Consider the following 17,588-nt stretch of genomic DNA (forward strand, 5'->3'; position numbering starts at 1 on the left):
GAGGCGCGAGAAGTTGAAGTGGGGGAGTCGGTGCAACTCGTAGGATTCGAATTGGTCGGTGGCCGGCGTCTCGCCCCGCCGCGCGAGTCAGTGGCAGCGCGTCGGTCGCGCTTTCCTGACTTGCGTCGCTTGCGGTTGGGGGTGAAGGTCATCGCTGTCGAGTTCCGTTCGTCGTTGAAGGTCTCTTGCTGAAATTATAGTCAGTCACGATGGAGAAAACAATAGAAACTTCGAAAAATATTCGATTGGAATTGTCGTTCCAGTTGAGAGGGAATATTAAAATGATGGAGAACACGTCATTGGCGTGTTTGAGGGTGATTCTATCTGTCGGCACCGACACGAGATCGATGCGAGACCGACACGAGATCGATGCGAGATCAACGCGGAATGCCGCGGCGGTCAAAGGCTTCGCGGCGGGCCGCCTCGGTGAGGATGCCATTCCTGTGGCGGTGGGCCGCTTCGGTGGGGGCGGCATTCCTGTGGCTCTGGCCGCCTCGGCGGGGCTGTGTCTGCATGCACGGGCGCTGCGGGTGGGATGATGAGGGATTATGGCACTCGATTTCACCCTGGTGCAGCTGCGGTACTTCCAGGAGGTCGCCCGGCGAGAGAATATGACCGAGGCGGCGAAGCAGCTCAATGTCACCCAGTCGGCGATCTCGACGGCGATGGCTCAGCTCGAGCGGACCATCGGGCTCGACCTCTTCATCAGGCAAAAGAACCGATCCGTCGTGCTCTCGCCGGCGGGAAGGCGTTTCCTCGCCGAAGTGACAGGCTTCCTCGATGCCTCCGAGGCGCTCGGCGAAACCGCGCAGGGGCTGTCCCGGTCACTGAGCGGGAGTCTGACTGTCGGCGTGTTCTCGCCGATCGCACCGACCCGGCTGCCGCTGATCCACGACGAATTCGCGAAACGCTACCCAGACGTGCAGGTGACCTACCTCGAAGCCGACCTGGAAGAACTCCAGAGAGCCGTCAAAGCAGGCGATTGTGACCTGGCGCTGACGTACATGCTCGGTCCGACGAGCCGATTCGACACCTTCCTTCTCGATGTCATCGAACCGCACGTGCTGGTGTCCCGCAATCATCGCTTCGCCAACGGAGGGAAACCGAAGCCAGTGAGCCTGAGCGAGCTCGCCGACGAAGACTACATTCAACTCGATCTGCCCTTCTCCAGGCAGTACTACGACGAGCTCTTCCGCATCGCCGGGGTCGTGCCGAAGGTCCGCCACTCATTCTCGGGTTACGAGACTCTGCGGTCGTTCGTGGCGATGGGGCACGGATACTCGTTGCTCAGCCAAAGCGTGTCATCGGGCACCTATATCGGTCTGCAGACCGTCGATGTTCCCCTGCTCGACGACTTCCCGAGCATCGATCTCGCCGTGATCTGGCCCGAAGGCGTGCGCTTGAACCGGCGCGGGAGAGCCTTCTGCGAAGTCAGCAGAGAGGTGCTGGGCGCTGCCTCGAACGAGTGATGGCGCGGAACGTCGGAGGCGGGCGCGGAACGGCACGCCAGGTGAGAAAGTGCAGACACCGGAGAGCACCTGGCCCCATCATCTGCCATTCATCCAATTGATGACAATGTTCAAAAGTATCTGTTGGACTGATTCCGATTCGCTGATGACAATGAATGGCAGGCGTCACGCGGGCAGACGGTGATGCTTCCGCCCGCCAGGGCGACAGAGCAAAGGAGCTTTGATGTCCACTCCCATCACCGGCCAGGAGCACACGCCCACCGCCGACGGCAACGGCCGATCGACGACGATGCAGCGAAAGGTGCTCCTCGGCGGCAGCATCGGCCAGTTCGTCGAGTTCTACGACTTCACGCTGTACGGTCTCTCAGCAGTCATCCTGTCCGAATACTTCTTCCCCGACGGTGATCGGATCACCGGTCTGCTGGTCATCTTCGCGACCTTCGGAGTCGCCTTCGTCATGCGCCCCCTCGGCGGACTGTTCTTCGGCGCACTCGGCGACAAGGTGGGCAGGCGGCAGACCCTGACGATCACGATCTTCCTCGTCGGAGCCTGCACCGCACTCATCGGCATCCTCCCCGGGTTCGACACGATCGGCTGGTTCGCGCCGATCCTGCTCATCCTCGCCCGCCTCGGACAGGGCTTCTCCGCCGGCGGCGAATCCGTCGGCGGTCCGTCCTTCGTCTACGAGCACGCTCCGATTGCCAAGCGCGGACTCTGGATCAACATCACTCTGGCCGCGACCGCTCTGCCCTCGGTGTTCGCCGGAGGCCTCATCCTCCTGCTGTCGACGATGATGAGCGACGCCGCCTTCGAGTCATGGGGCTGGCGTGTTCCGTTCCTTCTCGCCCTGCCGCTCTCAGCCGTCGGTCTGTGGATCCGGTCGAAGACCGACGAATCAGAGCTGTTCAAGAAGACCGCCGCAGAACGGCCCAAGGAATTCAGCCCGATCCGCGAATCCTTCCGTGAGAACTGGGTCGGCATGCTCCAGGTCTTCTTCGTCCTCGGCGTCACCGCACTCGGCTTCTACATGCTCTCTGCCTACTTCGTCACCTACATCCAGACCACCGGCGACCTCAGCCGCGAACAGTCGCTGCTGACCAACGCGATCGCCATGGCCAGCTACACGATCTTCCTGCCCATCGCCGGCCACCTCGGCGACCGCTTCGGACGTCGGCCCATGCTCATCGCGGGCTCGATTCTGCTCGCGGTCACCTCGATGCCGGCATTCGGGCTCGTGACCAGTGGACACATGGGGCTGGCATTCCTCGGACAGACGATCTTCGTCCTTGCCCTCTGCTGCTACGGCGGAGGCTGCTACACCTTCTTCTGTGAGCGCTTCTCGACGAAGACGCGGTTCACCTCGGCGGCCATCAGCTACAACATCTCCTACGCAGCGCTCGGCGGAACCGCGCCGTTCGTGGGTACCTGGCTCGTCGACATCACAGGCGTCAACACCGCACCCGGCTACTACATGGCCGCTGCGGCCGCCGTATGCCTCGTCCTCATCTTCGTCACCCGCCTCCCCGAGACCCGCGGACGGCTGGGGTGAGCACGGGTGAGCCTGCATTGACATCGAGTTTCGTCCACTTTCACATCACATTTTGTACAGATCATCGGGATGAAAAGCGATGAACTGAACGAAAAGCGATGTGCGGGCCCGCCCGCGCCCTCAACCGCGCCCCAGACCTTTGCAAACCGCATCCCACCCACAAGAAAGCAGCGATAACCAATGAACCATCAGGCACCCCCATCGCCCGACGCCGCCCCGTCGTCCGCACCCCCGGCATCCGACGCGGCCTTCCTCGCAGACTTCCATTTCGTCGCCACCATCGGGGCCACTGACAACAACGGCGTCGACCGGCAGGCGCTGACGCCGGAGGACAAGCAGACGCGTGACTGGATGCGCGGCTGGGCGACCGACAAAGGCTTCGAGGTGCGGGTGGATGCGATCGGCAACATGTTCGCGTGCCTCGAGTTCGTTCCCGACGCCCCATATGTCCTCATCGGCTCCCACCTCGATTCGCAGCCGCTCGGCGGTCGCTTCGACGGCGCCTACGGCGTCATCGCCGCCCTCTTCGCGGCCCTGCGCGTCAAAGAGGAGCTCGCCGAATCGGGCCTGAAACCCACCTTCAACCTCGCTGTCGTCAACTGGTTCAACGAAGAAGGCGGCCGCTTTGCTCCCTCGATCATGGGCAGCTCCGTCTACGCCGGACTCTTCGACCTCGACGAGATGCTCGCCGTCACCGATCTCGACGGCACCACCGTCGCGGAGGCGCTGGGCGCCATCGGCTACGCTGGCACCGACACCCCGCCAGAGGCGATCTCCTACGCCGAGATCCACATCGAACAGGGCCGCATCCTCGAGCGCGAAACCACGGACATCGGCGTCGTCGAATCCAGCTGGTACACGCAGAAACTCGACATCGACGTCCTCGGCGAACAGTCCCACACTGGCGCGACCGCCATGGCCGATCGCCACGACGCCCTCGTCGCAGCGGCCAAAGTCGTGCTCGCCGTCGCCGAGGTGGTCGACGAGTTCGAGGAGGAAGCCCTCGTGTCCTCGGTCGGTCAGCACGTCGTCGAACCGAACTCGCCGATCGTCGTTCCCCGCCGCGTCCACATGGTCGCCGACCTCCGCTCGTCCGACCCCGCCATCGTTCAAGCCGCCCGCGACTCCCTCAAGACGCAGATCGCCGAGATCGCCCGCGCCCACGACATCGCGATCAACTCCCGCGACTTCGACATCCGCGATAAGCGCCATTTCCCGACCGAAGGAGTCGAACTCGCCGAGAAGGCCGTCGCCAACGAAGGCCTGAGCATCCGTCGGCTGGAAACCATGGCGGGCCACGATTCCGTGGCGATGAACCACCGCGTGCCCGCCGTGATGATGTTCGTGCCCAGCGTCGACGGCGTCTCCCACTGCGAACGCGAATTCACCACCGACGAGGACATGGTCCGCGGAGTCCGCGTCCTCACCTCGGTGGCCGGAGAGCTCGTCCGAGGCGAGCTCGCCGCCGTCCGCGACGGTGCCGTCTGGGTCGGTTCGTCCGTCGCCGAGGCGCGCGCATGAGCCGCGCTGTCCCGCGCTCCGGCGCTGACGCCAAGACCGCCAACACCACGACCGAACCCTGGACCCTGTCCGCCACCGAGGCGCTCGCCGCCTTCCGCTCGAAGGAACTCTCCCCGGTCGACTACCTGACCTCCTTCATCGGCCGCATCACCGCGGAAGATGAGCGCATCAATGCGGTCACGGAAGTCGTGGAGGAGGCGGTCCCCTCGGCGCGGGAAGCCGAGAGGTTCTACTTGAGCGCCACCGACGATGACCTCGCCGATGCGGCCGCCACCCGCCCGCTGCTCGGACTTCCCGTGATCGCCAAGGAGAAGCACCCGCTCGCCGGCCGAGGCCTCACCCAAGGACTGCTGCACGAACGCGACACCATCGCCGACAACGATGCCGCGATCATCGCCCGCATCCGCGCCGCCGGCGGATTCGTCCACGCCCGAGCCACCTCCCCGGAGTTCAGCTGCGCGACGATCACGCACTCGCCGATGTGGGGCGTGACCCGCAACCCCTGGAACCTCGACCTCTCGCCGGGAGGGTCCTCGGGTGGGTCCGGTGCCGCGCTCGCCGCCGGATTCGCGCCTCTGGCCACGGCCTCGGACATCGCCGGATCGACGCGGCTGCCCGCCGCCTTCACCGGCACCGTCGGCTACAAAGCTCCGTACGGTCGGATCCCCGGCGCCCAACCCCTGGCCGCCGACTGGTATCGCGGAGACGGGCCGATGACGCGCACCGTCGCCGATGCCGCCCTGCTCGCCAAAGTCATGGTCGGCGTCGATCCGAGCGATCACGCGACGATCACCTCGCTCGGGTTCCTCGATGACTTCGACCCCGCCGAGGCGGCTGATCGACTCCGCGGACGCAGGGTCGCGCTGTGCGTGAGGTTGGGGGACTTCCCCGTCGGGAAGGACACCGAAGCGAACACCCGCGCGGTCGCCTCGGCGCTGGAATCGGCGGGTGCGCAAGTCGAGGAGATCGAACTGCCGTGGACGGCCGAGCGGATCTTCGAGACCGCGTTCACCCACTTCGGGCACCTGTTGGCACCCGCCATGCGGAAGGCCACACGCGGCCACGAGGACACGTTGGCCGACTACACGCTACGGTTCATGGCCGACTCCGAGGCGGTCGCCGGCCGCCGCTCCTTCTTTGACGGACTCGCCATGGAGTCACAGATCCAGGCCGAGCTGGCGTCCGCGATGGACGGCTTCGACGTACTCCTGGCGCCCACCTCGGCGGTGGCGGGGTTGGAAGCCGATGCGAGCTATCTCGACGGGATCACGGTCGGCGCGGACGGCGTCGGTCGCGAAGGCGGAGAGAACGGTGCGGGCGGCGACTCGGGCGGTGCGGTCGCTGCCTCCGGCGAAACGGCCGGCTTCCACCTCGACCACTACTGGCAGGCGCATATGACGATGCCGTTCAACATCTGCAACCGGGTGCCGATCGTCAATGTGCCCTCCGGGATGGCTGACTGCGGCATCCCCACCGGCGTCCAGGTCATTGCCCATCCCTATCATGATGTTCGAGCCTTCGAGATCGCCGCGGCAATCGAAGAGCTCTGCCCGTGGTCCGGTCTCGCACCGCTGTGACGACCGGACTCGGCGCCCCTGATCCCCGACGGCTGGCAGACGCCAGCCCAACTCAGCACGAAGCCAAGCGGCTGCTTGACTGCACCACCTAGTAACAAGGACCCACAATGATGTCTGATCCATCCGGGGTGCTCCCCGACGACCCCGGCGGCTCTGCCGGCACGACAGCACGCGGCACCACAGCACGCACCACCAACCCAGCCAACCCCAACGGCCCGGAGTCGACCAACCCGGGCAAGGTCGCCTTCGCGAGCTTCATCGGCACGACCGTCGAATGGTACGACTACTTCCTCTTCGGCACCGCGGCTGTGCTCGTGCTCAACGACCAGTTCTTCCCCTCGCTCGATCCTTTGGCCGGGCAGCTGGCGTCGCTGTCGACCTTCGCCGTCGCCTTCGTCGCGCGGCCTTTGGGCGGAGTGATCTTCGGGCACTTCGGTGACAAGCTCAGCCGCAAGTCGATGCTCGTGCTGTCCCTGCTCATGATGGGCTTCGCGACTTTCGCGATCGGGCTGCTGCCCGGCTACAGCACAATCGGCGTGGCCGCTCCGATCCTCCTCGTCCTCCTCCGCGTGGTCCAAGGCTTCGGCGTCGGCGGCGAATGGGGCGGGGCCGTGCTCATGGCTGTCGAACACGCTCCACCTCATAAGAAGGCGTTCTACGGAGCCTGGCCGCAGGCCGGTGTGCCCGCCGGTTCCGTGCTCTCCAGCCTCGTGTTCTTCCTCGTCCAGCTCATGCCCAATGAGCAGTTCATGTCCTGGGGGTGGCGGATCCCGTTCCTCATCTCCGCCGTCCTCGTCCTGATCGGCCTCTTCATCCGCCTGCGCCTGACCGAGTCGCCTGAACTCAACGAGGTCAAGGAAGAGAAGAAGGTTGCGAGCCTGCCCTTCCTCGAACTGTTCAAGACCTCGAAGAAGTCGCTGCTCATCGGGATCTTCTGTCTCGTCGGATCGAACACGCTCTTCTATATCGCCAGCGTCTACCTGCTCTCCTACGCGCCCGACTACACCGGCTTGAACCGCGGCGAGGTGCTCCTGGCCATAGCGATCGGTGCGTCCTTCGACGTCATCGCCATCCCTCTCGTCGCGATCTTCGCCGACCGCCATGGCAAACGCACGATGATGCTCGTCGGCAGCCTCGTCACCGCCGTCGCCGCCATCCCGATCTTCTGGGCGATCAACACCGGGACCTTCCTCGGTGCGGTGCTGGCGATGATCATCGCATTCCCGATCGCGCACTCGGTCGTCTACGCCACCTCCTCGGGCTTCATCTCCGGACTCTTCGACCCCGAGGTCCGCTACACCGGAGCATCGATCTCCTACCAGATCGGCGGGCTCATCTCCTCAGCCCCGGCTCCGATGATCTCCGTGCTGCTGTTCACGACCTTCGAATCGTGGGTGCCGGTCGCGCTCTACCTCGTCGCGGCTAACCTGTTGGCAGGGATATTCGTCCTCTTCGACACGAGGAACAGGGCGATGAGCGAGTGACCAGGAGCAGACAGATGACCGACGGACAGGTGCAGCCGACGAACGGACCGACTCATCCAGAACAGGCTCATCCGATGGATGAGCACACCATCGCCGAGGTGGAACGTGCCGGAACGCAGTTCAACGCCGTCACAGCGATGACCGTCGACCGCGCGGATGCCCTCACCGCGGAATCGATCCGCCGCCGCGATTCCGGGCAGCCGCCTCGGCGCCGGTCGTGGACCGACTCGAAGCAGCGGGGGCGATCCCGGTCGCGAAGACGAACTGCCAGGAATATTCCTACGGAATCCTCGGCGACGAATCCGCCTTCGGCCGCGTGATCAACCCCGTCGATCCCGCACTGTGCACCGCCGGATCGAGCTCCGGATCGGCCGCGCTCGTCGCCGCCAACGCGGTGCCTTTGGCCTTGGGCACGGACACGGCCGGGTCCGTGCGCGTGCCCGCGGCCTGCCAGGGCGTGTTCGGGTTCAAACCGACCTTCGGCGTCGTGCCCGTCGACGGAGTCTTCCCGCTGTCGCCTGCCTTCGACACCGTCGGCCTGTTCGCCTCGGACCTCGGCGTGCTGACCACGGCCTTCGATGTGATCGCTGGCGACGTGTCCGGCGAGGCACCCGATCTGAGCGCGGCGATCGGCCTCATCGGCAGCGGCGAACGGACGATCGATGTCAGCCTCTTCGGCGACGACGATAGCCGGGCGAGAGACCTGCTCATGACGGTCCCGGACCTCACGATCACCTCGGCGAATGGCCCGACCCTGGGCGAACTCCTCGACGACCTTGCGCCGATCTACGACTTCATCCGTCTCTATGAGGCTTACGAGGTCCACAAGGACCTCTTCGCCGAGCACGCCGCGGACTACCAACCGGGCGTGGCCAAGAAGATCGAGGCCGGCCGGGACCTCGGCGAGGCCGAATACCGGAAGCAGTTGGACGCGCTCGCCGAACTGCGGGAGCGGTCGCTGTCGGTCTTCGGCGCCGCCGATTTCCTGCTCACTCCAGCCCTCGACGGGCCGGTGGTCCGCTGGGATGAGATCGACTCCGGATCGGCGGCGAAGTTCATGCGCTATTCGATGCCGTTCAACGTGCTCGGCTGGCCGGCGTTGACGATCCCGCTGCCCGGGGCCGGCGTCGGAAACGGAAACGGCGTTGGAACTGGAGCCAGCTCAGGACCGCGGGCGGTGCAGCTGGTCGGTCGCCCGGGTGGTGACCGCGACCTGCTCGCCTTCGCCTCGCGGCTGGGGTGAACGCAATTCAGATACCGCCGAGGCGGCCCTCCCATTTCGGGAGGGCCGCCGCGGCGAGGATGGGCCACGTCGTTCGGATGCGTGATCCGATCAGGGAGGGCTGCCTCGGTGAGGGTGGGAGGTCACAGCCTCCAGCAGCTGTCGAGCGGAGCCTTGCCCGCGAAGGTGCGACTGGTGAAGGCCTCGATGCGGGGCAGGGCTGCGACGTAGCCGCCTAAGTGAGTGGGCCCGAGATTGTCCTCGAAGGCCACCTTGTGACCGGCTCGGCACCAGGTCGACGCGAGCTCCTTGCCCTGATCGAACGAGATGACGTCGTCGAGACGGCTGTGGTTGACCAGCAGCGGAATATCAGGCACTTCGGCCTTACCCAACCGCTGCCGGTCAACGATGTCCGTGAAGTGCTCGTCGATGACCTCAGGGAACGACTCGCCGTTCTTCGTCAGCGACTTCCCATCCGTGAAGGCAGTCGAGAGCAGGGCTTGGACGGTGCACTTGTCCGCTGTTTCGGCGACCACCTTCTGCCCCTTCTCGTTGAGGAATTCTGACAGATCGATGTCGGCCTGATCGGCGAACCCGACCACGCCGTAGAGTGCGAATGCCGTATAGACGCTCGAGAGACCGGAGACGGTCTTGTACAGGTCGGTCGGCACGGCACCGGCCGAGGTGGAGACGACGTTGAGTTCGGGAGCCCATTCCTTCTGTAGCTCCAGAGCTGCCGTCGTGGCGTGGCCGCCCTGTGAGTATCCGCGCAGCTGGAGCTGGGTGTCCGCGTCGATCTCGCTGCCGTCGAGCTGCTGAACGGCGCGTGCCGCGTCGAGGACGGAGCGCCCCTCTTCGACACGGTTGACGTAGTGGTGGGTGCCTTCGGTGCCGAGGCCCATGTAGTCGACGACGACAACCGGATGCTTTGCGGCGAGGGCCGATGCGACGGAGATGCCTTCGTATTCGGTGCCCATGCCCATCTGGCGGCTCGGAGCGCACTTGTCGGCGATGCCCTGGGTGCCCGGCGCGATGACGACGGCATCCTCAGCGTAGCCGCTCGCACCGTTCGGGGTGAGCAGAGTGGCGGTCGCGGCTCGGGCCTGTCCCTTCTCATCGGTGGTCTTGTACATGAAGACCGTCGACTTCGCGTCATGCTTGATGAGCTTCACCGGATCGAGGTAGAACTCGGATTCGGCCTGCTTGACCACTGCGCCGTCCTCGCTCGGCAGTGAGTCCGGGGTCTGATAGAAGTTCCCGGGAACCCCCGATGCCGGAAGCTCCTCCTGCGCGGCGGCGTATTCGACATCGGCCGTGGTGATCTCATCGGACTCTTCGACGGCCTTCTGCGCCTGTTCGACGCTGACGCCTTCGGGGACGGAGTCGCGGTCGAGTGTGCTCGGACCCTCTGCCGCACGGTCGTCGAGGAACTGTTCGGCTTCGGCATCGGTCTGCGGAACGAGTTCGGTGGCCTTGGCCGGCGCGGTGGTCGTGCACAAAGTGAGTGCGAGGCCGACGACGGCAGCGGCGCTCAGGGCCCGCAGGCGACGACGGGAACCGTGTGAGGAGGTGGTCGGCAGTGCTGTGGTTGGCGTGCTCATAGGCGTGGTCCTGTTCTGCCATGTCTCTCGGCATTGAGAAGGTGCGGGACAGTGGTGTCGGTGCAGACCGCAGCGGTGTACACCGTGACGGTGAGAACAGTGTCACGACGGGGTGCAGTCGGCCAGAGTGTTCACCGTTGGACGCCCTGATTCTGACGGGCACCACACACATTACTTGATAGTAGAACTGAGTGGTAGTTAAGTGCAGATTCGGTCTGTTGCCTGGTGGAGAGACACGTCGACGGCCGCCGGTCGACAGCGAAGCACGCTGCCGGCCGACGGCCGTTGGAGGAGCGGAACCACCCCGCCGAGGTCAGCTGCCCGGAATGGGCAGGGCCGCCTCGGTGAGGGTGGGGTTCACTTGCGTTCGAGGTCCTCGAGGGAGGGGTAGATGGTCTCCTTCGGGGCGACTCCGTGGTTGCGGATGAGCAGGAAGTAGAGCACGAAGGTGACCACGATGCCCACGAGCCACGAGATGTCCGCGCCGCCGAGCTTCGCGACCAGCGGACCGGTGTAGAAGGACTGCGCGAGGAACGGGATCTGGACGACGACGCCGACTCCGTAGGCGACCAGCGCGCGCCAGTTCCATGCACCGTAGCGACCATGGCGGTCATAGAATGCGGGGATGTCGAAGCGGTCCTTCGAGATCAGGTAGTAGTCGGTGAGGTTGATGACGCTCCACGGGGTGAAGACCATGAGCAGGGCGAGCACGAAGTTCTTGAAGTTCGCGAGGAAGTCCGCTGAGGCCGCCAGCGCCACCAGCACGGTGAGCGCGACGATGCCGATGACGAACACCGCTCGGGTCCAGCGGCGGATCGTCGCCCGGTTGCCGAACGAGGTGAGGATCGTCAGCGTGCACATGAAAGCGCCGTAGGCGTTGAGCGTGTTGACGGTGAGCTTGCCGAGCAGGATGACGACGAAGATGAGGAGCGCGAAGACGCCGCCGCCGACGATGTCACCGACGTAGGCGACCTGGTTCTCGACGAACTCGTTGCCGGTCTCCGTCATCGCGGCCGCACCGATGAGCGCTCCGAGCGTCATCGACCACTGCGAACCGATGACCGAACCGCCGAAGGTGAACCAGAAGGTCTTCGCTGCCGGGGTCGAGCGCGGCAGGTAGCGCGAGTAGTCGGCGACGTAGGGGCCGTAGGTCAGCTGCCAGCCCACGGACAGAGCGATCGCGGAGAGGAAGGCGGGGAAGGCGAACGAGGAATTTGAGATCAGTCCGGGGACGTCGACCTGAGTGATCACGCAGTACGTGATGAACAGGAATCCGAGCAGGCCCGTGACCGACGAGATCCGTCCGAGCACGTGGATGTACTTGTACCCCAGAAGAGCCACCAGAGCGGTGAGCGCGCCGAAGATGACGATGCCGATCCACGGGGTCTGCGCGCCGATGATGAGGTTGACGGCCTGACCGGACAACACCGCGCCGGTCGAGGCGAAGCCGATGTACATGAGCACGACGAGCACGAGCGGGATGATCGCGCCGATGATGCCGAACTGCGCACGCGAGGAGATCATCTGCGGCAGACCCAGCTGCGGCCCCTGCGCCGAGTGCAGAGCCATGACGATGCCGCCGATGATGTTGCCGATGAGCAGGCCGATGATGGCCCACAGTGCATCGGCGCCGAAGACGACGGCCAGAGCCCCGTCGACGATGGCGGTGATCTGGGTGTTCGCGCCGAACCACAGGGTGAACTGGGACCGTGGCGTTCCGTGACGCTCGGCGTCAGGCACCATCTCGATGGACCGCTTCTCGATCCCCGAACTGGTCGTACTTGCCATGATTTTCTCCTTTGAACTGATGGACCTGGTTCAGTGTGGCACCACTGCACAACACCCGACGAGGTCCAGATCACACTTTCTGTCCGAAATATCGGAAAATCTCGCCGAGGCGGCCCGGAACGTCCGGACATCGGAGCGGGGGTCCGAGGAGCGACCGACTCGCCCTCAGATACCGTGCCGATCGTAGACTCCGACACGTTTCGGTGCTGTTTCGCGCCCGGTCTCCCGGCCGCACCGGCCGCTATTTCGACAGAGAGCGCGCGATGATCGTGCGCTGGATCTCCGACGAGCCTTCGTAGATGCGGTAGATTCGGGCATCTCGAACGTAGCGTTCGAGCGGAAAGTCCCGGGTGAAGCCGTAGCCGCCGTGGATCTGCAGGGCTTCATCGGCGATGTACGCGGCCGCCTCGGAGGCGGCGAGCTTTGCCGTGGCCGAAGACCGGGTGAAATCGACCCCCGAATCGCGCTGTTCGGCGGCGTCCATCGTCAGCAGCCACGCCGACCGGTACTTCGTGTACATGTCCGCGAGCTTGAACGCGATGCCCTGCAGGCGGCCCAGCGGTTTCCCGCTGATCTTGCGCTCGCCCGCCCAATCCACGGCGGCGTCGAGAGCGGCCTTGCCGATTCCCAGGCTCATCGCCGCGACCTCGATGCGACCACGGTCGAGCACGCGCATCGCCGTGGTGAAGCCCTCGCCTGCGTTCCCGAGGAGGGCATCCTCGGGGACGACCGTGTCGATGACGAATTCGAAGACCGGGCTGCCGCGCAGGCCCATCGTCTTCTCCGGGGGATTGAAATCCAGCCCCGCCGAGGCCGCCGCGGTGTCGACGATGAATGCGCTGATGCCCTTGTGGGCGGCATCGACGTCGGTCTTCGCATAGACGATGATGAAGTCCGCGAAGCCGGCGTTGGTGATGAAGCACTTCGTGCCCTTGAGATGCCAACCACCGTCGACCCGTGTGGCCTTCGTCGACATCTCCGCCGGGTTCGAACCGGCACCCGGCTCGGTGAGCCCGAAAGCGCCGATGACCTCGCCGGCAGCGGCACGTGGCAGCCACGCTTCGCGTTGGGCATCGGTGCCGCCGAGGAGGATCGAGTCGGTGGCGAGGAACTGCGCGGTGACGATCGACGCGGTCGATGCACACGCCTCGGTGATGGCGGCGACCATCTGGCTCATCGCCACCGAACCGACGCCGGGCCCGCCGAATTCCTCGGGCAGGTTGAGCCCCATGACCCCCACCTCGGCGAGGGTCTTCAGGGTTTCGTCGGAGACGCGTTCGTTCGCGTCGGCGGCCGCGGCCTGTGAAACGAGGACGTCCTTGCTGATCGAGACGACGGCGTCGACGAGTTCCTGTTCATCGGTGGTGATGTCGAAGGCCATAAGAGTGCTCCTTTGCAATGGGGATCGGTTCGATGGAATTGGACGGGGTCCCGACCAGGAGGATCGGGGAATCCTGACTGAGAGGCCAGGGGATTCGTGCGGAGTGCGCCGCCTCGGCGAGGTTGAGGCCAGCCGGTCAGGTCAGCGTGCGTCGGTGGGTGCGGCGAAGTCGGCGTTGTGTTCGCCGAGGCGGGGCGCCGGAAGCGCGGACGCCGGGCGGGTGCCGTCGACAAGGAGCGGGTGGCCGAGGAAGGCGTGCCCGGATCGGGGATCGGTGGCAGTGAGATCGCGATCGGAGCCGATGGGGCCGGTGACCGCCTCGGCGAAATCGAGGACGGGGGAGTTCGGGATTCCGGCGGCATCGAAGATCTCGCACAGCTCGGTCACGGTGCGCCCGGTGGTGAATTCTTCGATCTCGATGCGCAGCGCGTCGTCGTTGTCCGACCGATGAGCGTCGGTGGCGAAGCGCGGATCGGTGGCCAGCTCCGGCTTGCCGAGGGTCTGGGCAAGAGTACCGAAGAGCCGGTCGTTGGCCACGGCGATGACGAGGAGTCCGTCGGCGGCGCGATAGGTGTCGAACGGTGCCGAGACGGGGTGGCGGTTGCCGACCCGGGTGGGGGCGGATCCAGCGGAGCGGAGGGAGGCGTTCGTCGGCTGCATGGCGAGCATGACGTCGAGCATCGGAATGTCGATATGGGCACCTTCGCCGGTCGTCTGGCGGTGGAAGAGCGCCGAGGAGATGCCGAAGGCGGCGAAGACTCCGGCGGAGACGTCGGCGATGGATTCGCCGACTCGGGTGGGGGAGCCGTCGGGGAAGCCGGTCGAGGCCATGAGGCCGCTCAGGGCCTGGATGACCGTGTCGTAGGCGGGGCGTTTGGCTTGGGTGCCGTGCTGTCCGAAGCCGGAGATCGACGCGTAGACGATATCGGGTTTGACGGCCTTGAGGTCCTCATAGGACAGGCCGAGCTTCGCGGCGACGCCGGGCCGGAAGTTCTCGACGACGACATCGCAGCTCGCGATGAGATCGAGCAGTCGAGCGTGGTCTTCCGGGTCCTTGAGATCGGCCTCGATCGAGCGCTTTCCGCGGTTGAGTCCGGTGAAGTAAGTCGACCCGGAATCTGTGAAGGGTCCGAGATGTCGGGAATCGTCCCCGTGGCCGGGCATCTCGATCTTGATGACCTCGGCGCCCTGATCGGCGAGCATCGCCGTGGCGTAGGGGCCGGCGAGGACTCGGGAGAAATCGGCGACCCGAACCCCGGTCAGCAGCTGCTTCGTTGCGTTCATGTTCCTCATCCTCGGCGCTGACCTGGGCGAAGACAACGGGGTCTCCGCGGATTTCGTCCGAGGTGTCGGACTGGATCGAGCGCTGACGGGCGGTCCGTCCCTGGGGTGGCCTGAGTCGGCGTGAAGGGCCGCCCGCGACAGACGCGGACGGCCCTTCACTCGGCCTGCGGTGAGCTGCTGGCTCCTCGAGTCGATCAGCCTCAGGCGAGGCCGTCCTGTCAGGCTACGCGTTCGAAGACCGCAGCCATGCCCTGGCCGCCGCCGATGCACATGGTCTCGACTCCGTAGCGGGAACCGCGGCGATCCATCTCCCGCAGCAAGGTGGCGAGGATGCGCCCACCGGTCGCGCCGACCGGGTGGCCCAGTGAGATGCCCGAGCCGTTGACGTTGAGACGCTCGGCGAAGTCGGATTCGGACAGTTTCCATTCGGTCGTGCAGGCGAGCACCTGCGCCGCGAATGCCTCGTTGAGTTCGATGAGGTCGATATCGCCGAGTTCGAGACCCGCGCGTTGCAGTGCCTTCGCGGTCGCGGGGACCGGACCGATGCCCATCGTCTTCGGCGGCACTCCGGCCACCGCCCAGCTGCGCATGCGGGCGAAGACCCGCAGACCCAGCTCGGCGGCCTTGGCGGCGGTGGTGACGATGCACAGGGCGGCACCATCGTTCTGACCCGAGGCATTGCCGGCGGTCACCGTGGCCTCATCGTCGGACTTCCCGAGCATCGGCTTGAGCTTCGCGAGCTTCTCGACCGTCGACCCGGGACGGATGTGCTCATCGGTCGTGATGACCTGTTCGGGGGTCTTCCGGGTGGCCGGCAGTGTGATCGGCACGATCTCGTCGGCGAACTTCCCTTCCTCAGTCGCCGAGGCGGCACGACGGTGCGATTCCACGGCGTAGGCGTCCTGGTCCTCCCGCGAGATCTTGTACTCACGGCGCAGGTTCTCCGCGGTTTCGATCATTCCGCCCGGCACCGGGTAGTCATTGCCGCCGGCGGTGAGGCGGCCGCGGACGAGGCCGTCTTTGAGCTCGACGTTGCCGCCCCTGATGCCCCAGCGGATCTCCTCATTGAAGAACGGTGCGCGGCTCATCGACTCGACGCCGCCGGCGACGACGAGGTCCGCATAGCCGGCCGAGATCATCGCGTGGGCGTCAGCGATCGCCTGCAGGCCGGAGCCGCAGCGGCGGTCGACCTGACGGCCCGGAACGGTGATCGGCAGTCCCGCGTTGAGGGCGACGACGCGGCCGATCGCCGGGGTCTCCATGTGCGGATAGCAGTTGCCGAGGACGACATCCTCAATGGCTTCACCCGGCAGGTTGGTCTTCTCCAGCAGAGCTTTCAGGACCTGACGGCCGAGCTCCTCGTGCGGAACGTCCTTGAACTGTCCGCCGAATCCGCCCACGGGGGAGCGGAGAGGTTCACAGATGACGATGTCTTCGGACACAGGGTCTCCCTCTGGTTGCGGTCGCACCGTCCCGCTTGTGGGGCCGGAACGTCGACACGATCGGCATCACTGCCGAATTTGGTATTAATACTTTCCCATTTATGAACATATCCGAATGGATTGCGCCTGACAAGGGTGCGTCTCAATGAATGGGCCTCATCGTGACGGCGCGGCACTGGTGGGTGGGTCGCCTCGGTGACGGTATGCGGGGTCGCTGGATTCGATTCGCAAGATTCGCCAGCCTGGCGGGCTTGCGGCAGCCAGGCCGCTCAGCGGACGGTCGGCAGTACCGCCTCGGCGACATCGAGCACCGTGTTCAGGGCTGCGTCCTGCTGATCGAGTCGGTAGGCGAGGTGGAGCTGGGTGGCTTCGTTCGGGAGATCGAGCGGCACGGCGGTGATCCGCGAGTCGTAGCCGGCGGCGACGGAGTCGAACGTGATCGTCACACCCATTCCGGCGGCCACGAGCGCAGAGATCGACTGCGAATCGGGGGCCTCCTGGACCGTGCGCGGGCTGAACCCGGCATCGAGGCATAGGCGCATGGCGGTCTCGCGCAGGTTCGAATTCGGTCGTGCGGGCAGGAGGACAAAGGGTTCGTCGGCGAGTTCCTCGACGCCGATCTTCTTCCGACCCGCCAGGCGGTGAGAGCTCGGCATGGCGACGCATGGACGCTCGATCGCCACGGGGCGGCCGGCGATGAGCGGGGGCCGACGGCGCCAGCGGACCAGCGCGAGGTCGAGGGTGCCGTCCATGATCCGCTCGAGGCCTTCGTCGGCGTAGACCGTCGACTCGAGGTGGAAGGTGATGCCCGGATTGCGTTCGTGTGAGGCCGCCACGAGGGTGGCGGCCAGGTCGCGGGAGGACGGGTGCGAGTAGCCGAAGCGGACGCGGCCGACCTCACCGCTGGAGGAGCGGTGGACGGATTCGACGGCGGCCTGCTGGGTGGCGAGCATGTGTTTGGCCGGTTCGAGCAGAGCCTCACCGGCGGGGGAAAGGCTGACTGAGCGCGTCGTGCGTTGGAACAGTGAGGCGCCGAGTTCGGTCTCCAGGGAGCGGATGGTGCGGCTCAGCGGGGGCTGGGCCATGCCGAGGCGTTCGGCGGCGCGGCCGAAGTGGAGTTCCTCGGCGACGGCGACGAAGGCGCGGATCTGCTGCAGCTCCATGGACGATCTCCCTCGTCAGACGTTCAGGCGGTCGGGCATGCGGGTGGCCATCATTATTGCACGTTGGGTAATCAATGACTGAGCTGTTTTATAGCGGTCGGCAATGG

14 protein-coding genes are annotated in these 17,588 nt (G+C 65.5%); 8 read left to right on the forward strand and 6 right to left on the reverse strand.

Annotation, left to right across the window (positions count from 1 at the left end):
- The first annotated feature begins 209 nt into the window (after positions 1-209).
- The 8 genes from GUY30_RS01480 to GUY30_RS01515 all read left to right on the forward strand — a co-directional run bounded on the left by GUY30_RS01480 (position 210) and on the right by GUY30_RS01515 (position 8,843).
- Positions 210-539, forward strand: a complete 330-nt coding sequence (locus GUY30_RS01480) for a hypothetical protein (RefSeq protein WP_167193506.1) — start codon at positions 210-212, stop codon at positions 537-539.
- A gap of 9 nt (positions 540-548) precedes the next feature.
- Positions 549-1,469 carry a LysR family transcriptional regulator gene (locus tag GUY30_RS01485; protein ID WP_167193508.1) on the forward strand — a complete coding sequence of 307 codons (921 nt, stop codon included), beginning with the start codon at positions 549-551 and terminating at the stop codon, positions 1,467-1,469.
- 223 nt (positions 1,470-1,692) lie between these two features.
- Positions 1,693-3,018, forward strand: coding sequence for an MFS transporter (locus tag GUY30_RS01490; protein ID WP_228281582.1), 1,326 nt, complete (start codon positions 1,693-1,695; stop codon positions 3,016-3,018).
- Positions 3,019-3,198: 180 nt separating this feature from the next.
- On the forward strand, positions 3,199-4,539 hold the full coding sequence (locus GUY30_RS01495) for a M20 family metallo-hydrolase (protein WP_167193510.1): 1,341 nt from the start codon (positions 3,199-3,201) through the stop codon (positions 4,537-4,539).
- A complete protein-coding gene (locus GUY30_RS01500) occupies positions 4,536-6,116 on the forward strand; it encodes an amidase (RefSeq protein WP_167193513.1) in 1,581 nt (526 codons plus the stop codon). Before GUY30_RS01495 ends, GUY30_RS01500 begins: the two co-directional genes overlap by 4 nt.
- A gap of 107 nt (positions 6,117-6,223) precedes the next feature.
- Positions 6,224-7,600: an MFS transporter gene (locus GUY30_RS01505; RefSeq protein WP_208091464.1), complete on the forward strand. Its 1,377-nt coding sequence runs from the start codon at positions 6,224-6,226 to the stop codon at positions 7,598-7,600.
- Between the two features lie 14 nt (positions 7,601-7,614).
- Positions 7,615-7,920 (forward strand): hypothetical protein, encoded by a 306-nt coding sequence (locus GUY30_RS01510; RefSeq protein ID WP_167193515.1) that lies wholly within the window; start codon positions 7,615-7,617, stop codon positions 7,918-7,920.
- Positions 7,818-8,843 (forward strand): amidase, encoded by a 1,026-nt coding sequence (locus GUY30_RS01515; protein ID WP_167193517.1) that lies wholly within the window; start codon positions 7,818-7,820, stop codon positions 8,841-8,843. Before GUY30_RS01510 ends, GUY30_RS01515 begins: the two co-directional genes overlap by 103 nt.
- A 122-nt stretch (positions 8,844-8,965) precedes the next feature.
- Here GUY30_RS01515 and GUY30_RS01520 read toward each other — a convergent pair whose 3' ends face one another.
- The 6 genes from GUY30_RS01520 to GUY30_RS01545 form a co-directional block, all read right to left on the reverse strand.
- A complete protein-coding gene (locus GUY30_RS01520) occupies positions 8,966-10,423 on the reverse strand; it encodes a lipase family protein (RefSeq protein ID WP_167193519.1) in 1,458 nt (485 codons plus the stop codon).
- A gap of 357 nt (positions 10,424-10,780) precedes the next feature.
- Complete coding sequence (locus GUY30_RS01525; RefSeq protein WP_167193521.1) at positions 10,781-12,211, reverse strand: purine-cytosine permease family protein; 1,431 nt, start codon at positions 12,209-12,211, stop codon at positions 10,781-10,783.
- A 241-nt stretch (positions 12,212-12,452) separates the two neighbouring features.
- Positions 12,453-13,592: an acyl-CoA dehydrogenase family protein gene (locus GUY30_RS01530; RefSeq protein ID WP_167193523.1), complete on the reverse strand. Its 1,140-nt coding sequence runs from the start codon at positions 13,590-13,592 to the stop codon at positions 12,453-12,455.
- 141 nt (positions 13,593-13,733) lie between these two features.
- The gene (locus GUY30_RS01535) at positions 13,734-14,876 is read right to left on the reverse strand and encodes a CaiB/BaiF CoA transferase family protein (protein WP_167193526.1); all 1,143 of its coding nucleotides are present in this window, start codon (positions 14,874-14,876) and stop codon (positions 13,734-13,736) included.
- Positions 14,877-15,094: 218 nt separating this feature from the next.
- Positions 15,095-16,318, reverse strand: coding sequence for an acetyl-CoA C-acetyltransferase (locus tag GUY30_RS01540; RefSeq protein ID WP_167193528.1), 1,224 nt, complete (start codon positions 16,316-16,318; stop codon positions 15,095-15,097).
- Positions 16,319-16,587: 269 nt separating this feature from the next.
- Positions 16,588-17,481, reverse strand: coding sequence for a LysR family transcriptional regulator (locus GUY30_RS01545; protein WP_167193530.1), 894 nt, complete (start codon positions 17,479-17,481; stop codon positions 16,588-16,590).
- Between the last annotated feature and the right edge of the window lie 107 nt (positions 17,482-17,588).

The sequence above is a fragment of the Brevibacterium pigmentatum genome (genome assembly GCF_011617465.1).
In the GTDB taxonomy this organism is placed as follows: domain Bacteria; phylum Actinomycetota; class Actinomycetes; order Actinomycetales; family Brevibacteriaceae; genus Brevibacterium; species Brevibacterium pigmentatum.

Excerpts from the sequence above, each read along its gene's own strand:
- GUY30_RS01480 (WP_167193506.1), top strand. The coding sequence starts at position 210 with ATGGAGAAAACAATAGAAACTTCGAAAAATATTCGATTGGAATTGTCG.
- GUY30_RS01485 (WP_167193508.1), top strand. The coding sequence starts at position 549 with ATGGCACTCGATTTCACCCTGGTGCAGCTGCGGTACTTCCAGGAGGTC.
- GUY30_RS01490 (WP_228281582.1), top strand. The coding sequence starts at position 1,693 with ATGTCCACTCCCATCACCGGCCAGGAGCACACGCCCACCGCCGACGGC.
- GUY30_RS01495 (WP_167193510.1), top strand. The coding sequence starts at position 3,199 with ATGAACCATCAGGCACCCCCATCGCCCGACGCCGCCCCGTCGTCCGCA.
- GUY30_RS01500 (WP_167193513.1), top strand. The coding sequence starts at position 4,536 with ATGAGCCGCGCTGTCCCGCGCTCCGGCGCTGACGCCAAGACCGCCAAC.
- GUY30_RS01505 (WP_208091464.1), top strand. The coding sequence starts at position 6,224 with ATGATGTCTGATCCATCCGGGGTGCTCCCCGACGACCCCGGCGGCTCT.
- GUY30_RS01510 (WP_167193515.1), top strand. The coding sequence starts at position 7,615 with ATGACCGACGGACAGGTGCAGCCGACGAACGGACCGACTCATCCAGAA.
- GUY30_RS01520 (WP_167193519.1), bottom strand. The coding sequence starts at position 10,423 with ATGAGCACGCCAACCACAGCACTGCCGACCACCTCCTCACACGGTTCC.
- GUY30_RS01525 (WP_167193521.1), bottom strand. The coding sequence starts at position 12,211 with ATGGCAAGTACGACCAGTTCGGGGATCGAGAAGCGGTCCATCGAGATG.
- GUY30_RS01530 (WP_167193523.1), bottom strand. The coding sequence starts at position 13,592 with ATGGCCTTCGACATCACCACCGATGAACAGGAACTCGTCGACGCCGTC.
- GUY30_RS01535 (WP_167193526.1), bottom strand. The coding sequence starts at position 14,876 with ATGAACGCAACGAAGCAGCTGCTGACCGGGGTTCGGGTCGCCGATTTC.
- GUY30_RS01545 (WP_167193530.1), bottom strand. The coding sequence starts at position 17,481 with ATGGAGCTGCAGCAGATCCGCGCCTTCGTCGCCGTCGCCGAGGAACTC.